General features: G+C 51.2%; 20 protein-coding genes and 3 tRNA genes. 12 read left to right on the top strand and 11 right to left on the bottom strand.

Translation table 11 applies throughout. From position 1 onward, the window contains the following. Positions 1-127: 127 nt before the first annotated feature. The 3 genes from LN341_RS08510 (at position 128) to LN341_RS08500 (ending at position 2844) form a co-directional block, all read left to right on the top strand. Positions 128-1528 carry a sodium-dependent transporter gene (locus LN341_RS08510; protein WP_234203026.1) on the top strand — a complete coding sequence of 467 codons (1401 nt, stop codon included), beginning with the start codon at positions 128-130 and terminating at the stop codon, positions 1526-1528. 182 nt (positions 1529-1710) lie between these two features. Further along, the gene (locus LN341_RS08505) at positions 1711-2133 is read left to right on the top strand and encodes a MarR family winged helix-turn-helix transcriptional regulator (protein ID WP_046221351.1); all 423 of its coding nucleotides are present in this window, start codon (positions 1711-1713) and stop codon (positions 2131-2133) included. 96 nt (positions 2134-2229) lie between these two features. Continuing rightward, positions 2230-2844 (top strand): MliC family protein, encoded by a 615-nt coding sequence (locus LN341_RS08500; protein WP_234203025.1) that lies wholly within the window; start codon positions 2230-2232, stop codon positions 2842-2844. Positions 2845-2883: 39 nt separating this feature from the next. On the opposite strand, the gene LN341_RS08495 is transcribed toward LN341_RS08500, so the two are convergent. Together LN341_RS08495 and LN341_RS08490 are read right to left on the bottom strand one after the other, a co-directional pair. After that, entirely contained in the window at positions 2884-3255 is a 372-nt protein-coding gene (locus LN341_RS08495) for a hypothetical protein (RefSeq protein WP_046221318.1), read from the bottom strand. A 67-nt stretch (positions 3256-3322) separates the two neighbouring features. Further along, positions 3323-5020 (bottom strand): BCCT family transporter, encoded by a 1698-nt coding sequence (locus LN341_RS08490; protein WP_234203024.1) that lies wholly within the window; start codon positions 5018-5020, stop codon positions 3323-3325. A 693-nt stretch (positions 5021-5713) separates the two neighbouring features. Between LN341_RS08490 and mglB the strand changes: the two genes are divergently transcribed. The 7 genes from mglB (at position 5714) to galM (ending at position 16105) form a co-directional block, all read left to right on the top strand. Continuing rightward, positions 5714-6691, top strand: a complete 978-nt coding sequence (mglB, locus tag LN341_RS08485) for a galactose/glucose ABC transporter substrate-binding protein MglB (protein ID WP_234203023.1) — start codon at positions 5714-5716, stop codon at positions 6689-6691. Positions 6692-6769: 78 nt separating this feature from the next. Continuing rightward, positions 6770-8278: a galactose/methyl galactoside ABC transporter ATP-binding protein MglA gene (mglA, locus tag LN341_RS08480; RefSeq protein ID WP_234203022.1), complete on the top strand. Its 1509-nt coding sequence runs from the start codon at positions 6770-6772 to the stop codon at positions 8276-8278. An 11-nt stretch (positions 8279-8289) separates the two neighbouring features. Beyond that, complete coding sequence (gene mglC, locus LN341_RS08475; RefSeq protein WP_046221314.1) at positions 8290-9300, top strand: galactose/methyl galactoside ABC transporter permease MglC; 1011 nt, start codon at positions 8290-8292, stop codon at positions 9298-9300. Positions 9301-9393: 93 nt separating this feature from the next. After that, complete coding sequence (locus tag LN341_RS08470; RefSeq protein WP_234203021.1) at positions 9394-12561, top strand: beta-galactosidase; 3168 nt, start codon at positions 9394-9396, stop codon at positions 12559-12561. A gap of 190 nt (positions 12562-12751) precedes the next feature. Continuing rightward, on the top strand, positions 12752-13840 hold the full coding sequence (locus LN341_RS08465) for a UDP-glucose--hexose-1-phosphate uridylyltransferase (protein WP_234203020.1): 1089 nt from the start codon (positions 12752-12754) through the stop codon (positions 13838-13840). After that, complete coding sequence (gene galK, locus LN341_RS08460; RefSeq protein ID WP_234203019.1) at positions 13837-15045, top strand: galactokinase; 1209 nt, start codon at positions 13837-13839, stop codon at positions 15043-15045. The genes LN341_RS08465 and galK overlap by 4 nt, the downstream gene beginning before the upstream one ends. Continuing rightward, entirely contained in the window at positions 15035-16105 is a 1071-nt protein-coding gene (gene galM / locus LN341_RS08455) for a galactose-1-epimerase (RefSeq protein WP_234203018.1), read from the top strand. The genes galK and galM overlap by 11 nt, the downstream gene beginning before the upstream one ends. Before the next feature lie 142 nt (positions 16106-16247). On the opposite strand, the gene LN341_RS08450 is transcribed toward galM, so the two are convergent. From LN341_RS08450 to LN341_RS08440, 3 genes are all read right to left on the bottom strand, one after another. Continuing rightward, on the bottom strand, positions 16248-17252 hold the full coding sequence (locus LN341_RS08450; RefSeq protein ID WP_046221309.1) for a substrate-binding domain-containing protein: 1005 nt from the start codon (positions 17250-17252) through the stop codon (positions 16248-16250). A 223-nt stretch (positions 17253-17475) separates the two neighbouring features. Further along, complete coding sequence (locus LN341_RS08445) at positions 17476-18144, bottom strand: SDR family NAD(P)-dependent oxidoreductase (protein WP_234203017.1); 669 nt, start codon at positions 18142-18144, stop codon at positions 17476-17478. Positions 18145-18159: 15 nt separating this feature from the next. Then, positions 18160-19320 (bottom strand): glycosyltransferase, encoded by a 1161-nt coding sequence (locus LN341_RS08440; protein WP_234203016.1) that lies wholly within the window; start codon positions 19318-19320, stop codon positions 18160-18162. Positions 19321-19717: 397 nt separating this feature from the next. Between LN341_RS08440 and LN341_RS08435 the strand changes: the two genes are divergently transcribed. Further along, positions 19718-20677: a hypothetical protein gene (locus tag LN341_RS08435; protein ID WP_234203015.1), complete on the top strand. Its 960-nt coding sequence runs from the start codon at positions 19718-19720 to the stop codon at positions 20675-20677. A gap of 53 nt (positions 20678-20730) precedes the next feature. Here LN341_RS08435 and LN341_RS08430 read toward each other — a convergent pair. The 6 genes from LN341_RS08430 to LN341_RS08405 all read right to left on the bottom strand — a co-directional run bounded on the left by LN341_RS08430 (position 20731) and on the right by LN341_RS08405 (position 24140). Then, a tRNA-Val gene (locus LN341_RS08430) sits at positions 20731-20807 on the bottom strand. A gap of 46 nt (positions 20808-20853) precedes the next feature. Then, positions 20854-20930 (bottom strand) — tRNA-Val (locus LN341_RS08425). Positions 20931-20979: 49 nt separating this feature from the next. Then, positions 20980-21056 (bottom strand) — tRNA-Val (locus LN341_RS08420). 162 nt (positions 21057-21218) lie between these two features. Next, positions 21219-21479 carry a DUF5062 family protein gene (locus tag LN341_RS08415; RefSeq protein WP_046221305.1) on the bottom strand — a complete coding sequence of 87 codons (261 nt, stop codon included), beginning with the start codon at positions 21477-21479 and terminating at the stop codon, positions 21219-21221. A 116-nt stretch (positions 21480-21595) separates the two neighbouring features. Next, the gene (locus LN341_RS08410; RefSeq protein WP_234203014.1) at positions 21596-22666 is read right to left on the bottom strand and encodes a DUF3080 domain-containing protein; all 1071 of its coding nucleotides are present in this window, start codon (positions 22664-22666) and stop codon (positions 21596-21598) included. A 103-nt stretch (positions 22667-22769) separates the two neighbouring features. Next, complete coding sequence (locus LN341_RS08405) at positions 22770-24140, bottom strand: MATE family efflux transporter (protein WP_234203013.1); 1371 nt, start codon at positions 24138-24140, stop codon at positions 22770-22772. A 299-nt stretch (positions 24141-24439) separates the two neighbouring features. Here LN341_RS08405 and LN341_RS08400 point away from each other — a divergent pair, with 299 nt between their 5' ends. Further along, a complete protein-coding gene (locus LN341_RS08400) occupies positions 24440-25048 on the top strand; it encodes a riboflavin synthase (protein ID WP_046221303.1) in 609 nt (202 codons plus the stop codon). The last annotated feature ends 29 nt before the right edge of the window (positions 25049-25077 follow it).

The following is a 25077-nucleotide window of genomic DNA, read 5'->3' as shown; positions in this document are numbered from 1 at the left end:
AACCCGTACACAAGAAGCACTGAGCCTGTCTTGCCGGAGAGGGTAAACCGGCAGGGCAAGCTGCGTCGGTGTTCAAACCGGTGCAGGGTTCAGAATGATAATTATAAAAGTTAAAGGACGAACTGAGATGCAAAAAAACGCGACCGTATCAATCAATACAGCGGCTAATGCGGGTGGCATGCCCGCAACGGGCCGACTTAACTGGTCAACCCGCATGGCATTTATCCTGGCGGCGACCGGCTCGGCTGTCGGCTTGGGTAATATCTGGAAATTTCCCTACATCACAGGTGAAAACGGAGGCGGTGCTTTCGTACTCTTGTACCTGTTCTGTATTGCGTTAATTGGTATCCCTCTGCTGATTGCCGAAGTCATGATTGGTCGGCGCGGTAAACACAGTCCGCCAGACGCGATGAAGGCACTGGCAAAAGAAGCCGGCGTCAGTCGACACTGGAGTCTGGTCGGCTGGGTGGGGGTGATCACCGGCTTTTTGCTCCTCAGTTTTTACCTCGTCGTCGCTGGCTGGGCGGTGTCTTATATCTTTACCGCAGGTACCGGCGCTTTTCACGGTGCTTCGGGTGATGACATCGGTGCCATGTTTGGCGGGCTTGTCGGCGATCCGGTTGCCACAACAGTCTGGGGCAGTGTTGTACTGCTGATCACATCGGCCATTGTTATTAAAGGCGTCAAGCAAGGGCTGGAGCGCGCTGTCACTACTATGATGCCGGGACTACTGGTGCTTTTACTGGTCTTAGTCGGTTATGCGATGACAACCGGACATTTTGCCGAAGGGGTGAATTTTATGTTTAACCCAGACTTCAGCAAACTGACCGGCACCAGTGTGCTGGTGGCGCTGGGTCATGCGTTCTTCTCACTCAGCCTGGCTGGCGGCGGCATGATGACGTATGGCTCGTATCTGGGTAAAGATGTCTCACTGGGTAAAACCGTACTGACGATTGGTGTGCTGGATACTCTGGTCGCCCTGATCGCCGGTCTGGCGATTTTTCCGATTGTGTTTGCCAACAACCTTGAACCGGGTGCGGGGCCGGGCCTGATTTTTGTGACTTTGCCTATTGCTTTTGGTCAGATGCCAATGGGGCAGGTGGTTGGTTTGCTGTTCTTCATTATGTTGTCGTTTGCAGCGCTGACATCGGCCATCTCGCTGATGGAACCTGCTGTTTCGTTTCTGACGGAAAAGAAAGGTTATTCGCGCCTGAAAGCGGGGTCGATGACAGCAGCCGGTATCTGGGTGCTGAGTCTTGGCTCTGTGTTCTCATTCAATATCTGGCAGGATCATACCCTGTACGGAAAAACTTTCTTCGACGTGCTGGATTATCTGACCAGTAGCTGGATCATGCCGCTGAGCGGTCTGGCGATGGCAGTATTTACCGGCTGGGTGATGAAGAAAACCTCAACGCAGGAAGAACTGCCCAATGGGATGACACATACGCTGTGGCGGTTCCTGATTCGCTACATTACGCCAGTCGGCATTCTGGCGGTCTTTCTGAATGCCATCGGTGTGATGGGATAAGATTTCCACGTCTGTAACGTGGAAAAAAGCCGGGTGCATGGTATGCCCCGGCTTTTTTATTGATGAGGCAGGGTACGAATAAGCCACCGGAAACGGATTGATTCAGGCACAACAAAAAAACACTTGATGCAACACCAATCATTGATCAATGCTTGACTAGTCAACTAAATATCGAGGTGTTTATGTCTGTAATGACGATCAATGGTCAGCTGATGATTGAGCTGGCAGTCAGGTATTCAGGAATGTTGAAATCCATTGACAGAAAGCTGAGTGCACATGGCATCAGTATGTCGGAGTTTCTGGTCCTTCATCAGCTTTATGCAGCGGCAGAGCAATCTATGAGTCGGGTCGCACTCGCGGAGACTGTCGGGCTGACAGCATCTGGCGTGACGCGGCTTCTGAATCCGATGGAAAAAAATCATCTGGTTGAAAAAGAAAAGAATAGCCGGGATGCCCGGGTCAGCCTGGTGAAACTGACTCAAACCGGTGTGGAGATTTATCAGGATGCGCTGGTGAGTTTTAATCATGGTACTGAGGCGATGACAGACAGACTGACATCGGCACAACTCACACAACTGCTGACGCTCATTGGTAAGCTGAATTAACTCAGTCCGGAGCGGGCGTAGCAACCTTATACCTGACGGAAAGCCTCTGATTGCCTATAGTTGATGGGGAGCAGGCTGAACCGTTCAGGAGTCGGGATGAAAATCAGAAAATTCAGAGTTGGCTGGGTGGTGTTCAGTCTCAGTGCTGCAGCTGTGCTGGTTTATCATCAGGTGAAAGCAGCACAGCCATCGTTTGAGTGCACCGGCGTGGCAGATGGCAGTATTGAGGCGATGGTTTGTCAGGACGAAGCATTAGCCGCGTTAGATAACAAGCTGTCTGAGGTCTATCAACAGGCTGCTGATAAAGCGACGAATGAGCATCCCCCGACCTTGAAAGCAGAGCAAAGAGGCTGGGTGAAAGGCCGCAATGAATGCTGGAAAGCCGATGATAAAAAGTCATGTACTGAGTCGGAATATCAGCGGCGTATTGCTGAGCTGCAGGCCAGATATGCTTTGATTCAGGCCACAGCGACTGTGACTTACCGCTGTACGGACCAACCGGGCAGTGAAGTGATCGCGACTTACTATCCGACCGATCCGTCGACGCTGATTGCCGAACGCGGTGACAGTGTCTCGCTGATGTATCAGCAGCAAAGCGCCAGCGGCACCAAATATGTCGGACGCAATGAAAGCCTGTGGGAGCATCAGGGCGAAGCGAAAATCACCTGGGGATATGGTGCGCCAGTGCTGGACTGCACATTGAAACAATAGCCTGGCGAAGCATGATAACCATAAAATCACATGCATTTTTTACAAAATGATATACACCATAAAAGCACCGAACAGGGTGGCGAATATACCGGCCAGTCGTCCCTGAGTGTCGTTCAGACCAACCGCCCAACTGATGAGCTTTTTAAAATTTACTCGTCCCAGTATTAACAGAAAAATCGCCGCAATAATGGATATCCAGCCGATGGCGGATACCACGAGAGGAATCGTGGTACTGTCAGCATACTCAATCAGTAAATAGCCAATCAGCAGTCGCACAGCAACTGCCGCAAAATGCAGCCACAGTTGTTTTTTGTGGCGGTCGATAAAGTCCAGAATCAGTCTGGGCTCAGCGGCTATCACCAAGCCTGAAAAGGCGACGGCGACGCCTATCAGGCCAATCAGTAATTTCATATTTGCTCTCCTGTGATGGGAGAAAACTCAGTCAGAGCCTGTGTTGGCCCTGTTCAGAAATAAAGGATTACAACCTTGAAGGGTGGCTGTCCGGATCCCCCTCAATATGAGGTTTATCGTCATGTGACACCCCATGCTCCTCCGGTCCTTCCTGATCCCAGGAACCATCTTCGGTCCATGGATCGTCATCCGGCAATTCTTCGATATAGATTTCTTTGTCCTCATAATCGGGTTGATAGCGAAGGTCAAAGTGCGCTGCACGAATAATGGAAATACACAGCAGCAAGGCAACAACCAGCAAAGGAACACCCCCGATCACACTGGCGGTTTGCAGGGTATCTAACCCCCCGATGAACATCAGAGTGATGGGCATGACAGACAGCGCAAATGCCCAGAACAGACGATTCCAGCGCGCCGGCTCTTCATCGATCTCTTTCTGCACCACGGCGGCCAGAATATAGGAAATAGAATCAAAGGTGGTGGCGGTGAAGATCACCGCCAGGATGGTAAAGGCGAGCACCACCAGTTTACTGAGGGCCAGGGTGTGCAGCATGGCGAAAATCGCAGCAGTGGCGCCCTGATTGTTCAGTATGGAAATGACATCTAACTGCCCGGAAAGTTGCAGGTAAATGCCGTAATTCCCCATGATCATGAAAAACAGAAAACAGCCCAGAGTACCGAAAAAAATCGAGCCGACCACCATGGCTTTGATGGTTCGCCCTTTGGAGATACGGGCGATAAACAGCCCCACACTGGGCGCGAATACCAGCCACCAGGCCCAATAGAAAATGGTCCAGTCCTGAGGGAAATGCGTGTCCGGGAACTGGCGGAACTGGGCAAAGGGTTCGGTCCAGGTGGCCATTTCAAACAGGTTATTGATCATCCGTCCCAGCGAGTCCAGACCGGTGTTCAGCATGAAGAGCGTGGGCCCGGTTACAAAAATAAACAGCAAGATGCCGACGGCCAGCCACATGTTGATATTAGACAGTAACTGGATGCCTTTTTTCAGGCCGGCGTAAGCGCTGTAACCGAAAATGGCGGTACACACAATCAGCACCGCGATGCGGGTATAGAGGTTATTGGGCACGCCAAAAAGCTCATGCACGCCCTGATTGATCAAAGGCGCGGCAAGGCCGAGCGTGGTTGCCCCGCCGCCGAGCATCCCAAAGATAAAGAACACATCGATGAGCTTACCCAGCCAGCCGCGTGCTCGCTCTTCCCCCAGTACCGGCATCAAGGCTTCACTGATTTTCAGGACACTGTGGTTACGAACGTAATAGAAATAAGCAATCGGGAGCGCAGGGATCAGGTAAATCGACCAGGCCAGCGGGCCCCAGTGAAAAATGCCATAGGTGACGGCCCATTTGGCGGCTTCATGCGTACCGCCGGGAATGTCGAAAGGCGGGGTCTGATAATAGTAAGCCCATTCAATCATTGACCAGTAAAGAATCGACGCGCCAATCCCTGAGCAAAACAGCATCGCAGCCCAGGAGAAAGTGGAAAACTCAGGGTTTTCCTCCGGGGTGCCCAGTTTGATCTGGCCGATATCACTGAAGGTGATGTACACCATAAACAGAAACGCACCCAGGCCGAGTATCAGGTAGAGCACGCCAAGCTGATCGGTTACAAAATCTTTGGCGCTCAGTACCCAGGCCGCACCAGCTTCGGGAAAGAAGACTAAAGGTAAGGTCACAGCAAATAGCAAAAAGAGAGAACCGAAAAAGGTAGGTTTATCGATGATGTCATTGAATTTGGTGGACGACATCGCGGCCTCCGCACAAAAATGGGTGTGTGATTCGTCCGTGAGCTGGGTTGAGTATGAGTCGTATAGTTCATTCACAGAACATCACATCTGGAAAACTAATGCCGATCCATCGTGCCGATTACGAGCTTAGTATAGCTGAGCTGTCAAACCGCGTTGATTCAAAGCCGATTCTTGCCGGCGATGAGTGACGGGATATATGGTTAGTGATGTTTTGGTATCGTTTACACTTTTGGGTGAATTCCTGCTCACATGATCAATCTGGTCAATCTTTCTTCTCTTGGCTAACCTGAGGCTGTGGGGACGTTTCTGCATGTTTTGTGAGGCTCATCGACGTGTTTTTTGTTACAAAAATACGATGAAGAGGGTGGCCGTATCCTGATTTATTCCTTCCTATCGCTCATAAATTAAGATGATAAAACGATAAGTATCTGATTTTAAGGTATTTAACTGCAGTGTTATCTCAGTGTTATGCCAGCCGCCGAACGCTGCTGTTTTGATACCTGCCTGAGAGCTTTGTTACATAACTGAGGTTTTTATTGTGCAGGGGAAACGTTTACATTTTTGGTGTTGATCACTTTTTATTAACTTTTGTCGGGGTAGACTCGCTGCTGTTAGGTCGGATAAGCGACATGAATCGCATGGCCTCAACCCTACACCCAGTCGTATACCAATAATGAATACAGGACGAGTTTGATGAAAAAATTAACCTTGCTAGCAACCCTTTGCGCGGGCGTTACACTCGCTTCATCAGCTACAGCAGGCACCACAGTCGGCGTGACTGTGTATAAATATGACGACAACTTTATGTCGGTTGTGCGCCAGGCGATTGAAAAAGAAGCCAATCAGGACGGTGATACCCGCATCATGATGAATGACTCACAAAACAGTCAGTCAATGCAGAACGATCAGATCGACATCATGCTGGCAAGGGGCGTTCAGGCGCTGGCGATCAACCTGGTTGACCCGGCGGCAGCACCGGTTGTGATCAGTAAAGCGAAAATGGATGATGTGCCGGTTGTGTTCTACAACAAAGAACCGAGTGCCGCCGTTCTGGCAAGCTATGACAAAGCCTATTACGTCGGCACAGATTCAAAAGAGTCGGGCGTCATTCAGGGCAATCTGATTGCGAAGCAATGGAAAGCGCATCCGGAATGGGATCTGAACAAAGACGGCAAGCTGCAGTTTGTGATGCTGAAAGGTGAACCGGGCCATCCTGATGCAGAAGCCCGTACCACTTATTCGGTGAAGACGATTAACGACAACGGTATCGAAACCCAGCAATTGCACATGGATACAGGCATGTGGGATACCGCGATGGCGAAAGACAAAATGGACGCCTGGATCTCCGGTCCAAACGGTAACAAGATCGAAGTTGTGATTGCCAATAATGATGGAATGGCGATGGGTGCGGTGGAATCACTCAAAGCGGTGGGTAAAAGTCAGCTCCCTGTCTTTGGTGTAGATGCCCTGGACGAAGCACTGAGCATGATCAAAAAAGGCGAGCTGGCGGGTACGGTCTTGAACGATGCCCAGAACCAGGCAAAAGCGACGTTTGAGCTGGCACGTAACCTTGCCAACGGCCGTTCAGCGACGGAAGGCACCCACTGGAAAGTGGTGAACAAAGTGGTTCGCGTTCCTTACGTCGGTGTTGATGCCAGCACCCTGAAATAACCACGCCTTGTTCCATCCAGGCCTGGAGGGGCATGCTACCGCTTCTCCGGGCTTCCAGCCGCACATTGGTAAGACTGTATGACAATACAAAATGATGAATTCCTGCTGGAGATGTCAGGGATCAGCAAGGAATTTCCCGGCGTAAAAGCCCTGGATAATGTCAATCTCAAAGTCCGTCCTCATTCTATTCATGCCTTAATGGGGGAGAACGGGGCCGGGAAATCGACTTTATTAAAGTGCTTGTTTGGTATTTACGAGAAAGATGAGGGTGAGATTGTCTTTCTGGGTAAACCGGTCAATTTCCAGTCATCGAAAGAAGCGCTGGAATCTGGCGTGTCTATGGTTCATCAGGAATTAAACCAGGTACTGCAGCGCACAGTCATGGATAATATCTGGTTAGGCAGATACCCCAAGAAAGGGCTGTTTGTTGACCAGAATAAAATGTATGAAGAAACCAAGCGTGTTTTTGAAGAATTAGATATTGATATCGATCCAAAAGTAAAAGTTTCGACACTTTCTGTTTCTCAAATGCAAATGGTTGAGATAGCCAAAGCGTTTTCATATAACGCCAAGATCGTGATTATGGATGAACCGACTTCTTCTCTGACTGAAAAAGAAGTGAACCATCTGTTTACCATTATTAATAAGCTGAAAAACAAAGGCTGCGGCATTATTTATATTTCGCATAAAATGGAAGAGATCTTTTCGATTTGTGACGAAATTACGATATTGCGGGACGGGCAATGGATTGATACCCGGCCGCTGGAAGGCCTGAGCATGGATGACATTATCAGCATGATGGTCGGCCGTGAACTGACCCAGCGCTTTCCTGAAAAAGATAACATTCCGAAAGAACCGATTCTGGAAGTGAAAAACCTGACCGCACTGAATCAGCCTTCGATTAAAGACGTCAGTTTTGAGTTACGCAAAGGCGAAGTGCTTGGCATCGCAGGTCTTGTCGGGTCTAAGCGAACCGATGTCGTTGAAACCTTGTTTGGTATTCGTGAGCGCAGCAAAGGTGAAATCCTGCTGCACGGCAGCGCTGTGGCGAACCGTGACGCGCATGAAGCCATTAAAAACGGCTTCGCGCTGGTGACAGAAGAGCGTCGTTCGACCGGGATCTACGCCAACCTCGATATTCGTTTTAATGCTTTGATCGCCAACCTGGACGACTATAAACAAGGCACAGGTTTACTCAGCAATAAAAAAATGTCGAGTGATACTCAGTGGGTGATTGACTCCATGCGGGTAAAAACGCCTTCACATAAAACCACGATTGGTTCCTTATCAGGAGGTAATCAGCAAAAAGTCATTATCGGGCGTTGGTTATTAACCGGACCTGAAATACTGATGCTGGATGAACCCACTCGCGGCATTGATGTTGGCGCGAAATTTGAAATTTATCAGCTGATATTAGAGCTGGCTAAAAAAGATAAAGGTATCATTATTATTTCGTCTGAAATGCCTGAGTTGCTAGGAATAACCGATCGTATTCTGGTGATGAGTAACGGTCGTGCAGCAGGTATTGTCGAGACCAGAAATACGACACAAAGTGAAATTCTCAGCCTTGCTTCCCGCTATCTGTAAGGGTTATGAACATGGAAACATTAAAAAAATTAAGCATGATGCGCTACCTGAAAGCCGGCGGTATTTATGCAGTGCTTTTTATTCTGCTCGCGATTATCGTGATTCAGGAACCGTCTTTTTTAAGTTTGAGAAATTTAAGTAATATTCTGACCCAGTCTTCCGTTCGTATCATCATTGCACTGGGTGTGGCTGGCCTGATTATTACTCAGGGCACAGACTTGTCCGCCGGTCGTCAGGTGGGGCTTGCAGCAGTGCTGTCTGCAACTTTGCTGCAGGCATCAGACAACGTCAACAAAGTCTTCCCGGATCTGGGTCAGATCCCGATTGTGGCTGTCATTATTGCGGTTTGTGCTGTCGGTGCCCTGATAGGTTTAGTGAATGGCTTTATTGTCGCCTACATGCGGGTGACGCCGTTTATTGCCACGCTGGGGACCATGATCATCGTCTACGGGGTCAACTCGCTGTATTTTGATTCAGTGGGGGCTTCACCAATCGCCGGGTTTGATCCGCGCTTTTCAGAGTTTGCACAGGGATTCATCCGGTTGGGCAGTTTCAGGCTGTCTTACCTGACCTTCTACGCCGTGATTGCCATTGGCGTGGTGTGGGTACTGTGGAATAAAACGGTATTTGGCAAAAATATCTTTGCGATTGGCGGTAACCCGGAAGCGGCGAAAGTCTCGGGTGTGAATGTACCGGTGACACTCCTGAAAATTTACGCGCTGTCTGGTGTGTTTTACGCCTTCGGCGGCATGCTGGAAGCGGGGCGTATCGGCTCGGCAACCAACAACCTGGGTTTCATGTATGAGCTGGATGCCATCGCGGCCTGTGTGGTTGGCGGCGTGTCCTTCGCCGGTGGCGTGGGGAGTGTGATCGGTGTGGTAACCGGGGTGCTGATTTTTACCATCATCAATTACGGGATGACCTATATTGGTGTCAGCCCTTACTGGCAGTACATCATTAAAGGCGGCATCATCATTTTTGCGGTCGCCCTCGACTCGATGAAGTACGCGAACAAGAAATAAGCGAACCCGATGCAGACAGCGCACCCGTTTTTTCATCCTGGTGTCGCTGTCTGTGTGCATTGTTAACGAATCGGAAAATGCCGAGGACACTCCATGCTGTCTTTTTCTGAGATTCTGGCGCGCCGCGACTGGGAAAACCCGCATTCGGTTCAGAGAAACCGGATTCAGGCGCACAGCCCATTATTCAGCTATGCGTCTGAAACCGACGCTTTGCACCAGGGCGACAGTAATCGCCGCACTCTCAATGGTGACTGGGCGTTCTGCCTGTACGATAAACCCGAGTCAGTCCCTGCTGATTTTCCCGAGTCGGCTTTCGACCCGTCTGGCTGGACGACGATTTATGTGCCGTCCAACTGGCAATTGGAAGGGCATGACAGGCCCATCTACACCAATATCAAATACCCTTTTGCGCTGAATCCGCCTTTTGTCCCGTCAGAGAATCCAACAGGCTGTTATCGCCGTGAGTTTCACATTGATGATGTCCAGTTATCCCAGCGGACCCGGATTGTGTTTGATGGCGTGAACTCAGCTTTTCATCTGTGGTGTAACGGCCATTGGGTGGGATATTCCCAGGACAGTCGGTTGCCTGCTGAGTTTGATCTGAGCCCGTATCTGAAGCTCGGTGAGAATGTGCTTGCGGTGATGGTGATGCGCTGGAGCGACGGCAGTTATCTTGAAGATCAGGACATGTGGTGGCTGAGCGGAATTTTTCGCGATGTCTATCTGCTGACAAAACCAGAATTGGGGATTGAAGATGTGTTCATGACCCCCGCGCTGGACGCCTGTTACCGGGACGGTCGGCTGGATATTGTCACCCGCTTGTCGAAACCGAGCGACTATCAGGTCGCTGCGCAGCTGTTTTACCGTGGTGAGCCTGTCACAGACCGTGTCTTCGCCAGGCCGAACGAGCGCGTGATTGATGAAAAAGGGGGGTGGAACGACAGGGTCTACCACCAGTTGTCTGTGGCAGCGCCGCTGCAGTGGAGTGCAGAGTCACCGAATCTGTACCGCTGCGTGATTACGCTGCTCGATAACCATGGGCAGGTACTGGATGTTGAAGCCTATGCGGTCGGGTTCCGGCAAATTGAAATGCTGCAAGGTCAGCTTTGTCTGAACGGCAAACCTTTGCTGATCCGCGGCGTGAACCGTCATGAGCACCATCCGGAACGCGGACATGCCGTGACCGAAGTGGACATGATTGAAGATATCCGCCTGCTCAAACAGGGGAATTTCAATGCGGTCCGGACGGCGCATTATCCCAATCACCCGCGCTGGTATGAACTGTGCGATGAATACGGGCTGTACGTGTGCGATGAAGCCAATATCGAAACGCACGGCATGTTTCCGATGGGACGGCTGGCCAGCGACACTGACTGGCAGTCCGCAATGATGGCTCGCTATACAGGCATGGTTGAGCGGGATAAAAATCACCCCTGCATTATTGTGTGGTCTCTGGGTAATGAGTCCGGTTATGGCAGCACGCATACTGCGATGTATGCCTGGTCAAAAGACAGGGATCCCTCTCGTCCGGTTCAGTATGAAGGGGGCGGGGCCGATACCGCCGCGACCGATATTATTTGTCCTATGTATGCCAGAGTGGATGAGGATCAGCCGTTTGAGGCTGTACCTAAATGGGCGATAAAAAAATGGCTGTCGTTACCGGGTGAACAACGCCCGTTAATCCTGTGTGAATATGCCCATGCTATGGGAAACAGTCTCGGCGGGTTTGCCGACTACTGGCAGGCGTTCCGGCAGTACCCGCGCCTTCAGGGCGGTTTTGTCTGGGACTGGGTTGATCAGGGGATCAGCCAGTTTGATGACAATGACCGTCATTTCTGGGCCTATGGCGGCGATTTCGGTGATCAGCCCAATGATCGTCAGTTCTGCATCAACGGCCTGATGTTTCCGGACCGGACACCGCACCCGGCTTTTTACGAAGCCAGATACTGCCAGCAGTCTATTCAGGCGCAACTCACCGATACAGCACACAGCGAGCGCGGTATTCGCTGCCAGGTGTCAATCACCAGTGAATGGCTGTTCCGTGCCACAGACAACGAAACCTGTTTGTGGACGCTGAAAGAAGACGGAAAGCCGGTGGCCAGCCAGAGGCAGGCTTTGCTGCTGGGGCCGGGTGAGACGGCCACTTTTGAGGTGCATTTTGACGTCAGTTGTCAGCCTGGCAAGTTGTATCATCTCGATCTGGATCTGGTGCTGACACAAGATTGCGGCTGGGCGGAAGCAGGGACAGTCATTGCAACCGAACAGTTTTGTGTGCCTAACCCGCTTTCGCTGTTATCTGCGATCCCTGCCGAACGCTCACTGGGCACATTCCGAACGGTTCTCCAGTCTGACAGCGTCATTTCAGTCTCCGGACAGGACTTTAGCCTGAGCTGGGATCGCCGGACAGGTTTGCTCACTCACTGGTTAGCAAAGGGCAGGGCAAAACTATCCGCCCCGATGACAGACAACTTTTTCCGGGCTCCGTTAGATAACGATATTGGTACCAGTGAAGCCGACAATGTGGATCCCCGGGCCTATGTCAGCCGCTGGGCAAACGCAGGGATAGGCCACTGGGAAAGGCGATGTGTGCGCTGCGAGGCCAGCCAGACATTCCCCCTCAATAGCCAGACGTCCGCAGCCATCAAAGTCGAAGCGGATTTTGAATACGTTTACGGCGAAAAGCGAGTGGCCGTGACGCACTGGCAATACACCCTGGATGCCGAAGGCAACCTGTCGGTTGATATTCATGTCAAACCGGCGCCGCATTTGCCCCCGTTACCCCGGGTGGGAGTGGCGTTCACGATCGATGGTTTTGTGGTTGAGCAGACAGGCCTGAGTGCTGCCATTGTCTGGCAAGGACTGGGGCCGTTTGAAAATTATCCGGACCGATCGGAAGCGGCGCGGTTTGGCGAATATCAGGCTGGTATCGACGATCTGCATACGCCTTATATCTTTCCGTCAGAAAATGGTCTGCGCTGTCAGACGCGAATGCTGTCTGTCGGAGAGTTAGTCATCCGTGGCGACTTTCACTTCAGCGTCAGCCGTTATCCGGCGCAGATGCTGGCTGATGCGAAGCATGATCATCACCTCAAAGCCGATGGGCAGTGGTATGTACAGCTTGATCACCAACATATGGGCGTGGGGGGCGACGACTCCTGGAGCCCGAGTGTGAAGCCGGATGATCTGCTCACACAGCCAGAATACCGCTACCAGCTGCATTTTTCTTCTCAGGGAGATTCGCCTGGCCAGAGTGTATATTGATAAACGTTTACATTGGGTTTATTTCAAATGTTACGTATCTTGGAAAGATTAATTCCGAACATGGATTGTGTTTTTTCAATTAATTTGTAAACGTTTCCACTGTGTGAGAAAGGTAACAGTCTCCCTGAGCGGCGGATTGCTACACTGCTGCTCATTGTAAGTCACCACGATAAGAAGGCATTCAGTCACTATGTTTACAGACGTATTTGATGCAAGCGAACATCCGCACCGGCGTTTGAACCCGCTGACCGGTCAGTGGGTACTGGTGTCGCCCCACCGGGCGAAAAGGCCCTGGCAAGGTGCAGATGAATCGCAAGCGGTGGCACCGGATCAGCCTTACGACAGCGAGTGCTTCTTGTGTGCAGGCAATACCCGGGTGTCGGGTGATGTGAACCCGGCTTATACCGGGACTTATGTCTTCAACAACGATCATGCTGCGTTAATGCCAGACACGCCGTCTGCCAGCAGCGAAGGAACCAGCCTGTTTCAGTTTCAATCCGTTCAGGGGCTGAGCCGGGTGGTGTGTTTCTCACCGGATCACAGTAAAACGCTGCCTGAATTGCCCCTGTCGGCCATTACCGAGATCGTCAATACCTGGGACAGCCAGATTGAAGAACTAGGTCAGCGCTTTCTTTGGGTACAGGCCTTTGAAAACAAAGGCGCCATCATGGGCTGCTCGCAACCGCATCCGCACGGGCAAATCTGGGCCAACAGCTTTCTGCCCAACGAAGTGGCGGTGAAAGATCAGTATCAGCGCGACTATTTCCAGCGGCACGGCAGGCCGTTGCTGCTGGATTATGTCAACTCGGAACTGGCCGATGGCAGCAGAACGGTAGTGGAGACCGAGCACTGGCTGGCGGTCGTTCCTTATTGGGCAGCCTGGCCGTTTGAAACCTTGCTGCTGCCGAAAACACAGATTCGCAGAATGAGCGAGTTGTCTGTTGTGCAGCGTGAAGATCTGGCACTGGCGCTGAAAAAGCTCACCAGTCGTTATGACAATCTGTTTCAGTGTCCATTCCCATATTCAATGGGATGGCATTTCGCCCCTTTCTTTGAGCACAGCGACACGGACAGTCATGATCTGGACCATTGGCAATTGCACGCCTTGTTTTACCCGCCATTGTTACGCTCAGCGAGTGTCAAGAAATTCATGGTTGGCTACGAAATGCTGGCAGAAAGCCAGCGTGATTTAACGCCAGAACAGGCCGCAGAAAGACTGCGGGCTGTCAGCGATGTCCACTATCGCGAAGCAAATATGAGTAAGGAAAAGCAGTCATGACGACATACAGCCGGGAAGAACAGCTCGTCAATCGCCTTGAAACCGCCTTTGTTGAGGGGTTTGGCTATTCACCTTCCCACCTGATCCAGGCGCCGGGACGCGTGAATCTGATTGGTGAGCACACAGATTACAATGATGGTTTTGTTCTGCCGTGCGCCATTGATTATCAAACCATGGTGGCCGCAAGCCGACGTGACGATCAGTGTGTGCGGGTGATGGCTCTCGACTATCAGGGGGAGATCAATACGTTCGATCTTTCTCAGCCCCTGGTGTTTGACAAAGATTGCCTGTGGGTCAACTACATTCGCGGTGTGATTGACTGTCTGCAGTCGCGTGGTTGTGAATTGGGCGGGATTGATATTGCGGTCAGCGGTAATGTGCCCCAGGGCGCGGGGCTGAGCTCATCCGCGGCGCTGGAAGTGGTGATCGGGCAGACGTTTAACGCTATGTTCGATCTGTCACTGACACAGCAGGAAATTGCTTTAATCGGTCAGCAGGCTGAAAACCAGTTTGTCGGATGCAATTGCGGCATTATGGATCAGCTGATTTCTGCTGAAGGCGAAGCGGGACATGCGCTGTTAATCGACTGCCGTTCATTAGAGACCAAGGCTGTCTCTCTGCCGCCTGAGTTGTCGGTGGTGATCATCAACAGCAACAAAAAACGCGGATTAGTCGGCAGTGAATACAACACCCGTCGTCAGCAATGCGAAGCCGCTGCGCAGGCCTTTGGCGTAAAAGCGCTCAGGGATGTGGATATCTCCAGGTTTCAGGCTCAGGCGGAGCAACTGGATGAGGTGGTTGCCCGCCGGGCCAAACACATTATCACTGAAAATGCGCGTACCCTGCGTGCGGCTGAAGCATTAGAGCAGGGGGATCTGGCAACGCTTGGCCAGCTGATGGCGGACTCTCATCAGTCGATGCGGGATGATTTTGAAATCACAGTACCGGAAATCGACACCCTGGTAGACATAGTGAAAGCAGCAATTGGCGAGCGGGGCGGTGTGCGCATGACAGGCGGCGGTTTTGGCGGATGCGTGGTCGCGCTGGTGCCTGCGGAACTGGTCGACGCTGTCCAGCGGGCTGTTGAAGCGCAGTACGAAAACGCAACCGGGCTGCAGGCCAGCATCTATGTCTGTCAGCCAATGGCAGGTGCCGGTGTGCTGAAAAGCGTTTTGCTGCAACAGGACGTACTTAATGCTCAGTGATGACTTTGTGCAGCAATTGACTGCCGACCTGACAGCCGGTGCAGCAGAAGACGGTCAACCGGCTCGGGTGTTCACTTTATCCAATGCCAATGGCATGACAGCCACCTTCATGGATATTGGGGCGACTTGGGTCAGCTGCACTTTACCGTTGCGCTGCGGTCGCCGTGAAGTGCTGCTGGGCTGCCGTACTCTGGCTGATTACCAGCGTCAGACAGCGTATCTCGGCGCGACGGTGGGACGCTTTGCGAACCGGATTGGCAACAGCCGCTTCAGCCGCAATGGCAAAGTCTTCAGTCTGCTGGCGAATGAAAATGCCCATTGCCTGCACGGCGGCCCGCACGGATTTGACAGGCAGCGCTGGCAGGTAGAAGAATGTTCAGACGCCATGATCCGTTTCAGTGGGTCATCACCGGCGGGCGATCAGGGCTTCCCCGGCCACTTGACGGTTTCTGTGACTGTGTCACTCAATGCATCGAATCAGGTGATTTTCGACTACCAGGCACACACGGATGAAGACACGCCGGTGAATCTCACCAATCATGCCTATTTCAATCTGTCTGGGGCTGAGTCCGGTTCTGACTGCCTGGATCACCGTTTAACCGTCCATGCACAACGCTATGTCGTAACCGATTCGGATAGGATTCCGACCGGTGAACTGCGGGCGGTTGCCGGAACCGGATTCGATTTTGGCAAGGGCAAGCCTGTTCGTCAGGATTTGCTGCTGGATGCGGATCAGCAACAGGCGGGCGGTTATGACCATGCCTTTGTCCTCGATGATGACGTTATCGGCACAGGGACAGCCGTTGAACTGGTATCAGAAGACGAACAGGTATCCATGACAGTGAGGACCACTAAGCCTGCGGTTCAGATTTATACCGGCAATGCACTGGCAGGCACACCCGGGCGTGATGGGTGTTATCAACAGCATCAGGGCATTGCGATTGAAACCCAGTATTTGCCGGACTCTCCCAATCACCCGGAATGGCACTTCAGTGATGCCTGGCTGACTGCGGGGGAGAGTTATCAGCACACGACCTGTTATCAGTTTGATTTCGAGTAGAGGTATGTCCGGCTTTAATGCCGGTTGGTGATTTATCCGGAGGGAGATGAAATCACATCAGCGAGTGTGCAGATTGCCACTCGCTTTTTTTCATTTTCATTCCGTCTCTGTTTCAGACCGTCCTTTTTCAGTCCGTCCTTTTTTAGTCCGACAATGCGCGTACGGATAAGCGGCGCACCAGGGTGGGGGCATATAAACGGCTGTCAGGGCTGATGGCTTCATTTTTGGCTAATTTCATCGACAAAATGGCAGCTTGTTCGGCCATGATTTGAATGGGGTAGCGGACGGTTGTCAATTTCGGGTGCAGGTATCTTGCCAGCGCGCCATCGTCAAAACCAACCAGCGACATTTCCTCCGGTGTGCGGATGCCATTTTCATCCAGCACGGAGAGCACACCCGCGGCCATAAAGTCGTTATAGGTGACAATCGCTGTAATTGGCAGGTTTTTCGCCAGCAGGTTAATGGCTGCGCTTTCACCGCCTTCACCATCCGGTGAACCGAACTCAATATAACTTTCACGAAATGGAAGACCGTGTTCTTCCAGTGCTTTTTCGTATCCGTTTCTGCGCTGCTCTCTGTCTTCGATATCATGGTTTGAACTGACATAACCAATATGCTGGTGGCCGTGCGAAATCAGAAATTTGGTGGCCAGATACGTGCCGCGTTCGTTATCAAGGGCGATGCATCGGTTAGCGATCTCAGGAATAAATCGGTTGATAAGCACCATGCTGGGAACTTCACGCGCAAATTCGATTAATTCGTCATTGCTGAGTGCTTTACTGTGGATGACGTAGGATTCACACCGGCTGTTGAGCAGCAACTCTATGGCTTCGCGCTCCTGATCGGCATTGTGGTATCCGTTACCGATCAGCAGATGTTTTTTCTCCTGACGGGCAATCCCATCAATCGCTTTGACCATCGCGCCAAAGAAGGGGTCAGAAACATCACCGGCGAGAACACCCAAAGTGTTGGTGCTCTGGTTCACCAACGCTCTGGCGTTGGCATTGGGCCGGTAACCCAGAGTTCGCATGGCCTGAGTGACAGCATCAACCGCCGTCTGACTGGCTTTGGGCGATTTATTGATAACGCGGGAAACGGTCGCAACAGACACACCTGCGTGTTTTGCGACATCTTTGATCGTTGCCATGGTGACCTCATTCAATATTCCAGCCTATTAAACAACGCAGGTGTAATAGTTTCAATCAAAGAATGCCGATCAACTGTGACCATGGCATAACTTCATGAATAAAATAGTATTTATCTGGTGTAACCGTTTACTTTCTTGCCGGGGGAGTTGGCCGGAATCGATCGCAAGCCACCAGTCCGGTCAGCTTGCGAAAGAGAGTGGGGGGTGAGCAGTGCGGGCGGGATCAATAACGATTGATCGTAACATCAGAAACATAGCCGTGCTCTGCATGTTGCAGCGCTTTCTTGAGCATGGTAGCGGTTTCTTCAGGTGTCATGAAACTGCTGATATCCATCTCTTTACCACTGCTGGCCCAGAATTCGGTTGCCATGCCGCCAGGATACACCCCGACCAGTTTCATTGGCTTGCCTTTCAATTCCAACCGGGTTGATTCCACCAGTCCCCTGACGCCCCATTTGGCCGCGCAATAGGTTGATTCGCCGGCTTTCGCAACCTGAGCCGCCGTCGACATCACAATCGCGCAGGTCAGGGGAGTATTACGGTAGCGTTGAACCGCTTCCCGCAGAAAATAGGTCGCAGACAGCAAGTTATCACTGAACAGTTGCGCAATCGCATCAGGCTCTTGTTTCTCCAGCGAGCCGAAATAGCCACTGCCGGTACAGAAAATCATGGTTTCAGGTGCGGATGGCAGTTTATCGAACAGAGATGACACCGAGCTGGCATCAGAAAGATCGGCAGTCAGGGTACAGATATTGGCCGGCTGACATTGACGGGCGATGTGATGTAAGCGCTCGTCGTTTCGGCCTGTCAGTGTCAGCGTGTGGCCATCGGCGGCATAAGAAGCAGCCAGCGCCGCACCCAGTCCACTACTGGCGCCTGTGATCAGAATCATAGTTATCCTCTGCTTTTATCTGGGTTTATTCGGCAAAGTATAGTGACATTTTGGTCGAGGGGCAGGGTTGGCAGCATGTTGATGGTTATCAACAGCGGGTGGGTTTTCTGAATAACACAGCGCATCGTAAGCCTCGGCCATGGTACGAACATCGTGGTGCTGCAAAATGTGACGACGAGGGCTGATGCCGGGCTTCTTCAGCAGCGCTGTATGGATTTGGTAAATCAGCGTCCGCTCATCGCCAGTATTGAGCGGGATACCATTGAACGGACAAAGGACATCGCTGCAGGCCCCCATATCAGTTAATGCCGCGGGTATTCCGCAGGCCTGTGCCTCAAGCGGAGAAACCGGATAGTCCTCCGCGTCCGAGGTAATACAGAACAGGTCCAGTGCCTGATAAAATTCCGGCATGTTCCCGACGTGCCCCATGAAATGGACACGGTGGCTCAGCGACAGTTTGATTGCCAGCATATGCAGCGTTTGCGCCAGAGCGCCTTCACCGGCCAGGGTTAGATGCACATTCTCCGGCAAGTGACTCAGGGCATGGATCAATAAGTGATGCCGCTTTTCCGGGATTAGCCTGCCTGCTGTGCCGATGATTTTCGCCCCTGTGGGTAATCCCAGCCGGAGCCGGGCCATGCTTTGGTTGCCTGGCTGGAATCGCTGAGTATCAACACCGTACGGAATCGTGGTGATATCGCGGCGGTGAAGAGAGGTTTGTAACCTGTCATTCATTCTGCTGCCACTGGTCACCATCACAGGGTGAATACAACTCAGAGCCATTTTCATCAATCGCGGATGTTTGGGTTCTTCTTCAAGCCAGTTGTCATGCTCGCTGTGTATTAAGGTGCTGACGCCAGCCAGTCGGGCTGCAATACCCGCCTGATATAAAGCCGTACTTTGATGGGTATGCACAACACCTGCGTGGTATGTGCGAAACAGTCTGACCAGAGTGCGAATCACGCTTGCGGTGGTTTCAGATGCTGCATCAAGGAAGATCAGTTTATCGATGACCTGTTTCAGGTAAGGCCACCTTTCCAATGATTCACTCATCGTGCCTTCCAGGCAGACGATAAAACGCTTTTGCCGTAAGGCAGAGAACTGCTGAATATTCAGCGCTGCCATACCCACCATGCCCGGCGTTAAGTGCTTTACAACCTGAATCACAGTATTCATCGCGACCGCCTTACAACACCTGCCTGTACAGGCTGAAGCAAGAGTTATACCAGTCATAATGTGGCGGGTGGCGACTGTTACGTTTGTGGGGGGACGGTTGCGGAACGGGTCATATTCGCATTTTGCGAACCAAGTTAGGAATGGCAAGCTGAGGGTGAAATGAATGTGAAATTTATCAATGAAGGAATGACATGGACCCCATGTCTGTCTTTCTTGTCCTGCTGGTGTGTGTTTCTGGTCTAAGCTGGAAAGTGTTTTTCCAGGCCCAATGTGACTGTTGTGTGTTTAAAGCTGTCGAGTCATGGAGGGTGAAGGGCGATGGAACAGGCGCGACAGGAACAGGACAGGCAGTGACATTGCTCTGCCACATTCATTTCAGTTCAGGAGAAAACGAGACATGACGACCATCAGCGTAAACGCATCGAGTCAAACCGAAGTCACACTCAAGAATGATGCAGAGTCCAGCAGCAAGGTCGCACTTGCGGCGTTCAATGGCCGGATATACATGGCTTACCGTGGCTGGGGCAGTTCTAAAAGCATGTACATCTGCTCCACTGCCGATGGGGTGAGCTGGTCTCAGCAAACGGATATTACCGATGAGAATGGCGCGAAAACTCAGAACAGCCCTGCGTTGGCAGCATTCAATGGCAGGTTGTATCTGGCTTATCAGGGCTCAGGCTCCGATAGCATTTATATCTGCTCAAGTGCAGATGGCGTCAATTTTGGTGATCAAACAAAAATCACCTCACAGAATGATGCCGAAACTGATTCCCCGCCGGCCCTTGCTGCATTTAACGGGCGGCTTTATATGGCCTACCGGGGTGAAGACTTATCGAGCAATCTTTATGTTTGCTCATCGGCAAACGGCACCGACTGGGATTCACAGGTCAATGTCAGCGACCAGAATGGCGCCTCAAGTACAACGACAGCCGGACCCGCGTTAGCCGCTTTCAACGGGAAACTGTTTTTAGGCTGGGAAGGCATTGGCGGAACCCCGATTAATGGCTCTGCTATTTATGTATGTTCCACTTCTGACGGCTCAGAGTGGGGACCGCAAACCAATCTGGAAGATGCAAACGGTGCAGAAGCCTATGACGGTGTGTCGCTGGCGGCAACCAGTGATACTTTATTTGCGTTTTACCATGGGGCCCACACCGCACAGCTATATGGCTGTGCTTTTAATGGCAATTCCTGGAGTACCAATCAGATCGACTTTACAGAAATCAATGAAGCAGGATCTCAGTGCGGCCCAGCCTTAGCAGCATTGAACAATACGTTTTATGCGGCCTATCCAGGCATAGGGGCTTCGAATGAACTGTGGGATTTCACTTTTACCGTGAACTGGAACAACGCGTAAAGGTCATCTGCAGATAAAGAAAAAGCCCGTTCTTTCGAACGGGCTTTTCTGTATGGTGCGTCTGAGTGGACTCGAACCACCGACCCCTACCATGTCAAGGTAGTACTCTAACCAGCTGAGCTACAGACGCTTTATTCAGTTTTTGCTTCAACACGCTTTAGCATATTGAAAAAATTTGGTGCGTCTGAGTGGACTCGAACCACCGACCCCCGCCATGTCAAGGCGATACTCTAACCAGCTGAGCTACAGACGCAAATGCTATGTTTTGATTGTTTAGCAACAATATTTTCTAATGCAGGATTTGGTACGACCGAGTGGACTCGAACCACCGACCCCCACCATGTCAAGGTGGTGCTCTAACCAGCTGAGCTACGGTCGTATCATTGAATCGTCCTGCTTGAGAACGGGGTGAATATTAGCGACTCAGACCCACTGGCGCAAGTGTTTGAGTTGGCTTTTTTTATTTTTCGTGACTGTTTGATTGTTACTTGTACTTCCTGACGCTGAATCAGGCATTGAGTGGTTGTTTTCAGGGCAAAAATTATTGCAAAAGTTCGTGATCCGGTGGCAATAAGCGGGAGATCCAGATCGCCAGCTTATGTTTCATATTGGGGCCGTCTTCCTGATCAGGTGAGAGCGGGGTGATTTGTTTCACGTCGACCAGTAACCGGTAAATACATTCCACTTTTTCTTTATCTGAAATGCCTTTGTCGAAATCGTCATAACCCTGTTTTTTGGCAAAGGCGATACCGAGTTCCATGGCTTTCTTAATCAGTTTTTGCTCGTTCTTGATCTTCTTCATCACATTCCGCTCCCTGATTTTTCTTTTATGTACAGCATAGTCGGGGCTGTTGGTCTTGGAGCCGTATATTCATCAGTAAGGTGTGATGCATGCCGAACAGCCAAAACCAGCCGTGTCTATGGTTGTCCGACCTTTATCCCACAACGCTTGAACAAGGTCTGCCAGTAGGAGACGTGGTTGAGCGTAGCGTCACGAAATTGGCGGTACATATCACCATTTACATAGAAGCTGTGATAGTCAGCGACTGCAGCAGGGCGTCTGGGGGTCGCAAACAGGGTTTGCAGATCCGGCTGAATGTCCTGGTAGCGAGCATCAAGCTTAGCCAGGTATGGCTGAATATCCGTCACGAAAAATTTATAGAAGACGTTCTCCAGAAAGTTGGCTTTCTGCTGATTTCGGTTAGGTCCGCACATGACGGTGGCGTCGTTTTGGTTCAGTAGGGTGGTTGTGGTGTTCAACCAGTCAGTGGCTCGGACCATGGAGTAAAATAGTTGACCGAGATAACGCGAGGTGTGGATGTTTTCTTCGTAGCTGAGCAGGCGTTCAGCGGATTGAGCGGAGACGCTGTGCTGCGCTGAAATCTGGCTGGCAATGTGCGCTAAACCACTCATCGCCTGCATGGTTTCAGTGGCATCTGGAATGTTACTCAGCGAAAAGGCGGCGTGTGCCGGCTTAAATTGTTTTTGCCATTCTTCACCCGTGAGCAGCATGTTCCATAAGTATTTAGGCAGGTCATCTTCTTTCGTGGCCTGAACCTGTAATAGTTGCGCTCTGACATTATCGTCCTCGGGTAATGTCGCGATACAGTGGCCGAGACCGTCTAATAAAAGCAGCTCGTAGCGGAGCTGACGGGTTCTGTCCTGCACTTTTCCCAGCACAGAGTTGCGCTCAGCAATCAGATGAAACAAGCCGCATTTCCTGAGTTCATAAGCATCAATCAGGCCCATTCGGACATCTTCAGTGCGCTGCAGCGTATCACTGACTTCGGGAAGGGAGGGGAGCCGGGTATCAGGCGCTTTCGGTGAGCTCACTTCCAGCACTGAAGCAAGACGATCAGCATAGTTTGCAAACTGATTGTCTGAGGATTGCCGATCACAACCGACCAATAGAATGAGCAGGCCGCATATTGTGAGCCGAATCAGTAGCTTGCTTGTGTTCAGCAGATTTGAAGCAAAGTGTCGGTGCATGGTCGTGATTCTGGAGTTTTTATAACAGTATAAGCTAACAGATTGAGTTTTCAGACAAAGAAAAGGCAGCGTCTGCTGCCTTAACTTAGGAGGGGGCGTTGGATTATTGGACCGACATCGCCAGCTGGAAATCATGGTCTTGACGTTGCAGCCAAAGCAGCCGCACTGTCAGCATTAACGCCGCAGCAGTTAAGCCAACAATCGTACCAATCCAGAAGCCGTGTGGCCCCATGGGTTCTGTGATCAGGTGGGTCATACCCAGCACATAACCGATTGGCAGACCAAACACCCAATAGGCAATGAAGGTGCGAATGAAGATGGCACGCATGTCTTTGTAACCCCGTAGCGCCCCGGCAGCAACGACCTGAACAGCGTCACTGCACTGATAAACCGCCGCCAGGAAAAGCAGTTGTGTTGCCAGTACGATCACTTCTGAGTTGTCGGTGTACAGCAGTCCAATCTGCTCGCGGAAGATGATGGTCAAAATTGCTGTGACAGCAGAAATCGCAACACCCACCCAAATGCCACAATGGCTGGATATTCTGGCACCATCAAAGTTTTGTTCACCCAGTTGATGGCCTACCCGGATACTGACAGCGGCACCTAAACTCATCGGTAACATGAACACCAGTGAGGAGAAATTAATCGCTATCTGGTGCGCGGCGACAACAATCGAACCCAGAGGTGCAATCAGCAGGGCGATTGCCGCAAAAATCGAGACTTCAAAAAATAAAGCCGCTGCAATCGGAAAGCCCATTTTAAACTGGCGCAGAATCGCTTTCAGTTCCGGGTTGTACCAGGTCACAAACAGGCCCACCTTGCTGAGTTTACGGTTTACCAGCACATAAACCAGCATGGCAAAAAACATCAGCCAGTACACAATGGCAGTGGCGACACCGCAGCCGATCCCGCCCAGCGCCGGTGCACCGAATTTACCGTAGACAAAAATCCAGTTCAGCGGGATATTCGCCAGCAGGCCGATAAAACCAATCACCATCCCGGGAACAGTCAGCGACAGGCCCTCAGAAAAGCTGCGCAGCGCCTGAAATAGCAATAAGGCTGGCACAGCATAGAGCACAGCGTGTAAATAGCCGATGGTTTTTTCTGCCAGCACGGCTTCGACAGACATGTAATCAATTAAGATGCCTGCATTATAAAGCACCAGTATGATTGGAACGGATAAGAGTAAAGACAAGACAAAGCTTTGCTGTACCTGAAACGGAATTTTGTCTTTCTGGCCGGAGCCGTTGAGCTGGGCCACAATGGGTACCATAGCAAACAGCACACCAATGCCAAACAGAATGGCAGGCATCCAGACGCTGGAGGCGACCGAGACAGCGGCCATATCGGTGGCACTGACACCGCCAGCCATCACGGTATCAATAAAGCTCATTGCTGTCTGCGCGACGGAGGCGATCAGAACAGGAATAGCGAGTTTCAACAATCGCTTAGTTTCTAGACGATAAAGATGCACGAAATGCTCCAGAGGGCAGGTAATCTATTATTGGAATAATGTTCACAGTGGATTATATCGGCTTCACTAATACTGACAATGATTTATTCAATCTGTATCACAATTCAGCGTTTTTCTGCTTTCTTCTGTGCCGCCGTATAGTTTGAGGTTATCACAATACCGTCGGATCACAGCACTGGCGAAGTAAAACGGGTCAATGTTAGGATGCTGGGCAGAGATTCATTGCGCAGCGCAGCATGTTGTTGCGATTCGATTCGGCGAGTGACCATCGCTTTCAGATTTTGTTCTCTGGAGGAGACATGTTTACAGGTATTGTTCAGTGCACGGCTGAAGTTATTGACATTAAAAAGAAAAAAGATTTTCAGACGCATGTAGTTCACTTGCCCGATGATCTGCTGGCGGGACTGGAAATCGGTGCCTCCGTGGCGCATAACGGTTGTTGCCTGACGGTGACACACATCAGCGGGAACCATATTTCTTTCGATCTGATGCAGGAAACACTGCGTGTCACCAACCTGGGTTTGCTCAGTCCTGGTGACAGAGTGAATATCGAGCGAGCGGCGAAGTTCGGTGATGAGATAGGCGGACATAGTATGTCAGGCCATATCATGACCACTGCGGTGGTGGATGAGGTCATTGAAACAGAAAACAACCATCAGATTTGGTTTTCTTTGCCGGCCGGCCTGATGAAATATGTGTTCACGAAAGGGTATATCGGTATTGACGGGGCCAGCCTGACGATTGGCGATGTGGAAGGTCAGCGATTTAACGTCAATTTGATCCCGGAAACTCTGAACCGAACCAATCTGTCTGCGCGCCAAAAAGGCGATGTGATCAATATTGAGATTGATCCCCAAACGCAGGCTGTGGTGGATACGGTGGAAAGGGTGATGGCAGCGAGAGGTTAAACACTGGGTTTGGTTCAATCAACACGCCC

Source organism: Photobacterium sp. TLY01 (assembly GCF_021432065.1).
GTDB classification, from domain to species: domain Bacteria; phylum Pseudomonadota; class Gammaproteobacteria; order Enterobacterales; family Vibrionaceae; genus Photobacterium; species Photobacterium halotolerans_A.
This window is presented reverse-complemented; position numbering and strand designations above follow the sequence as displayed.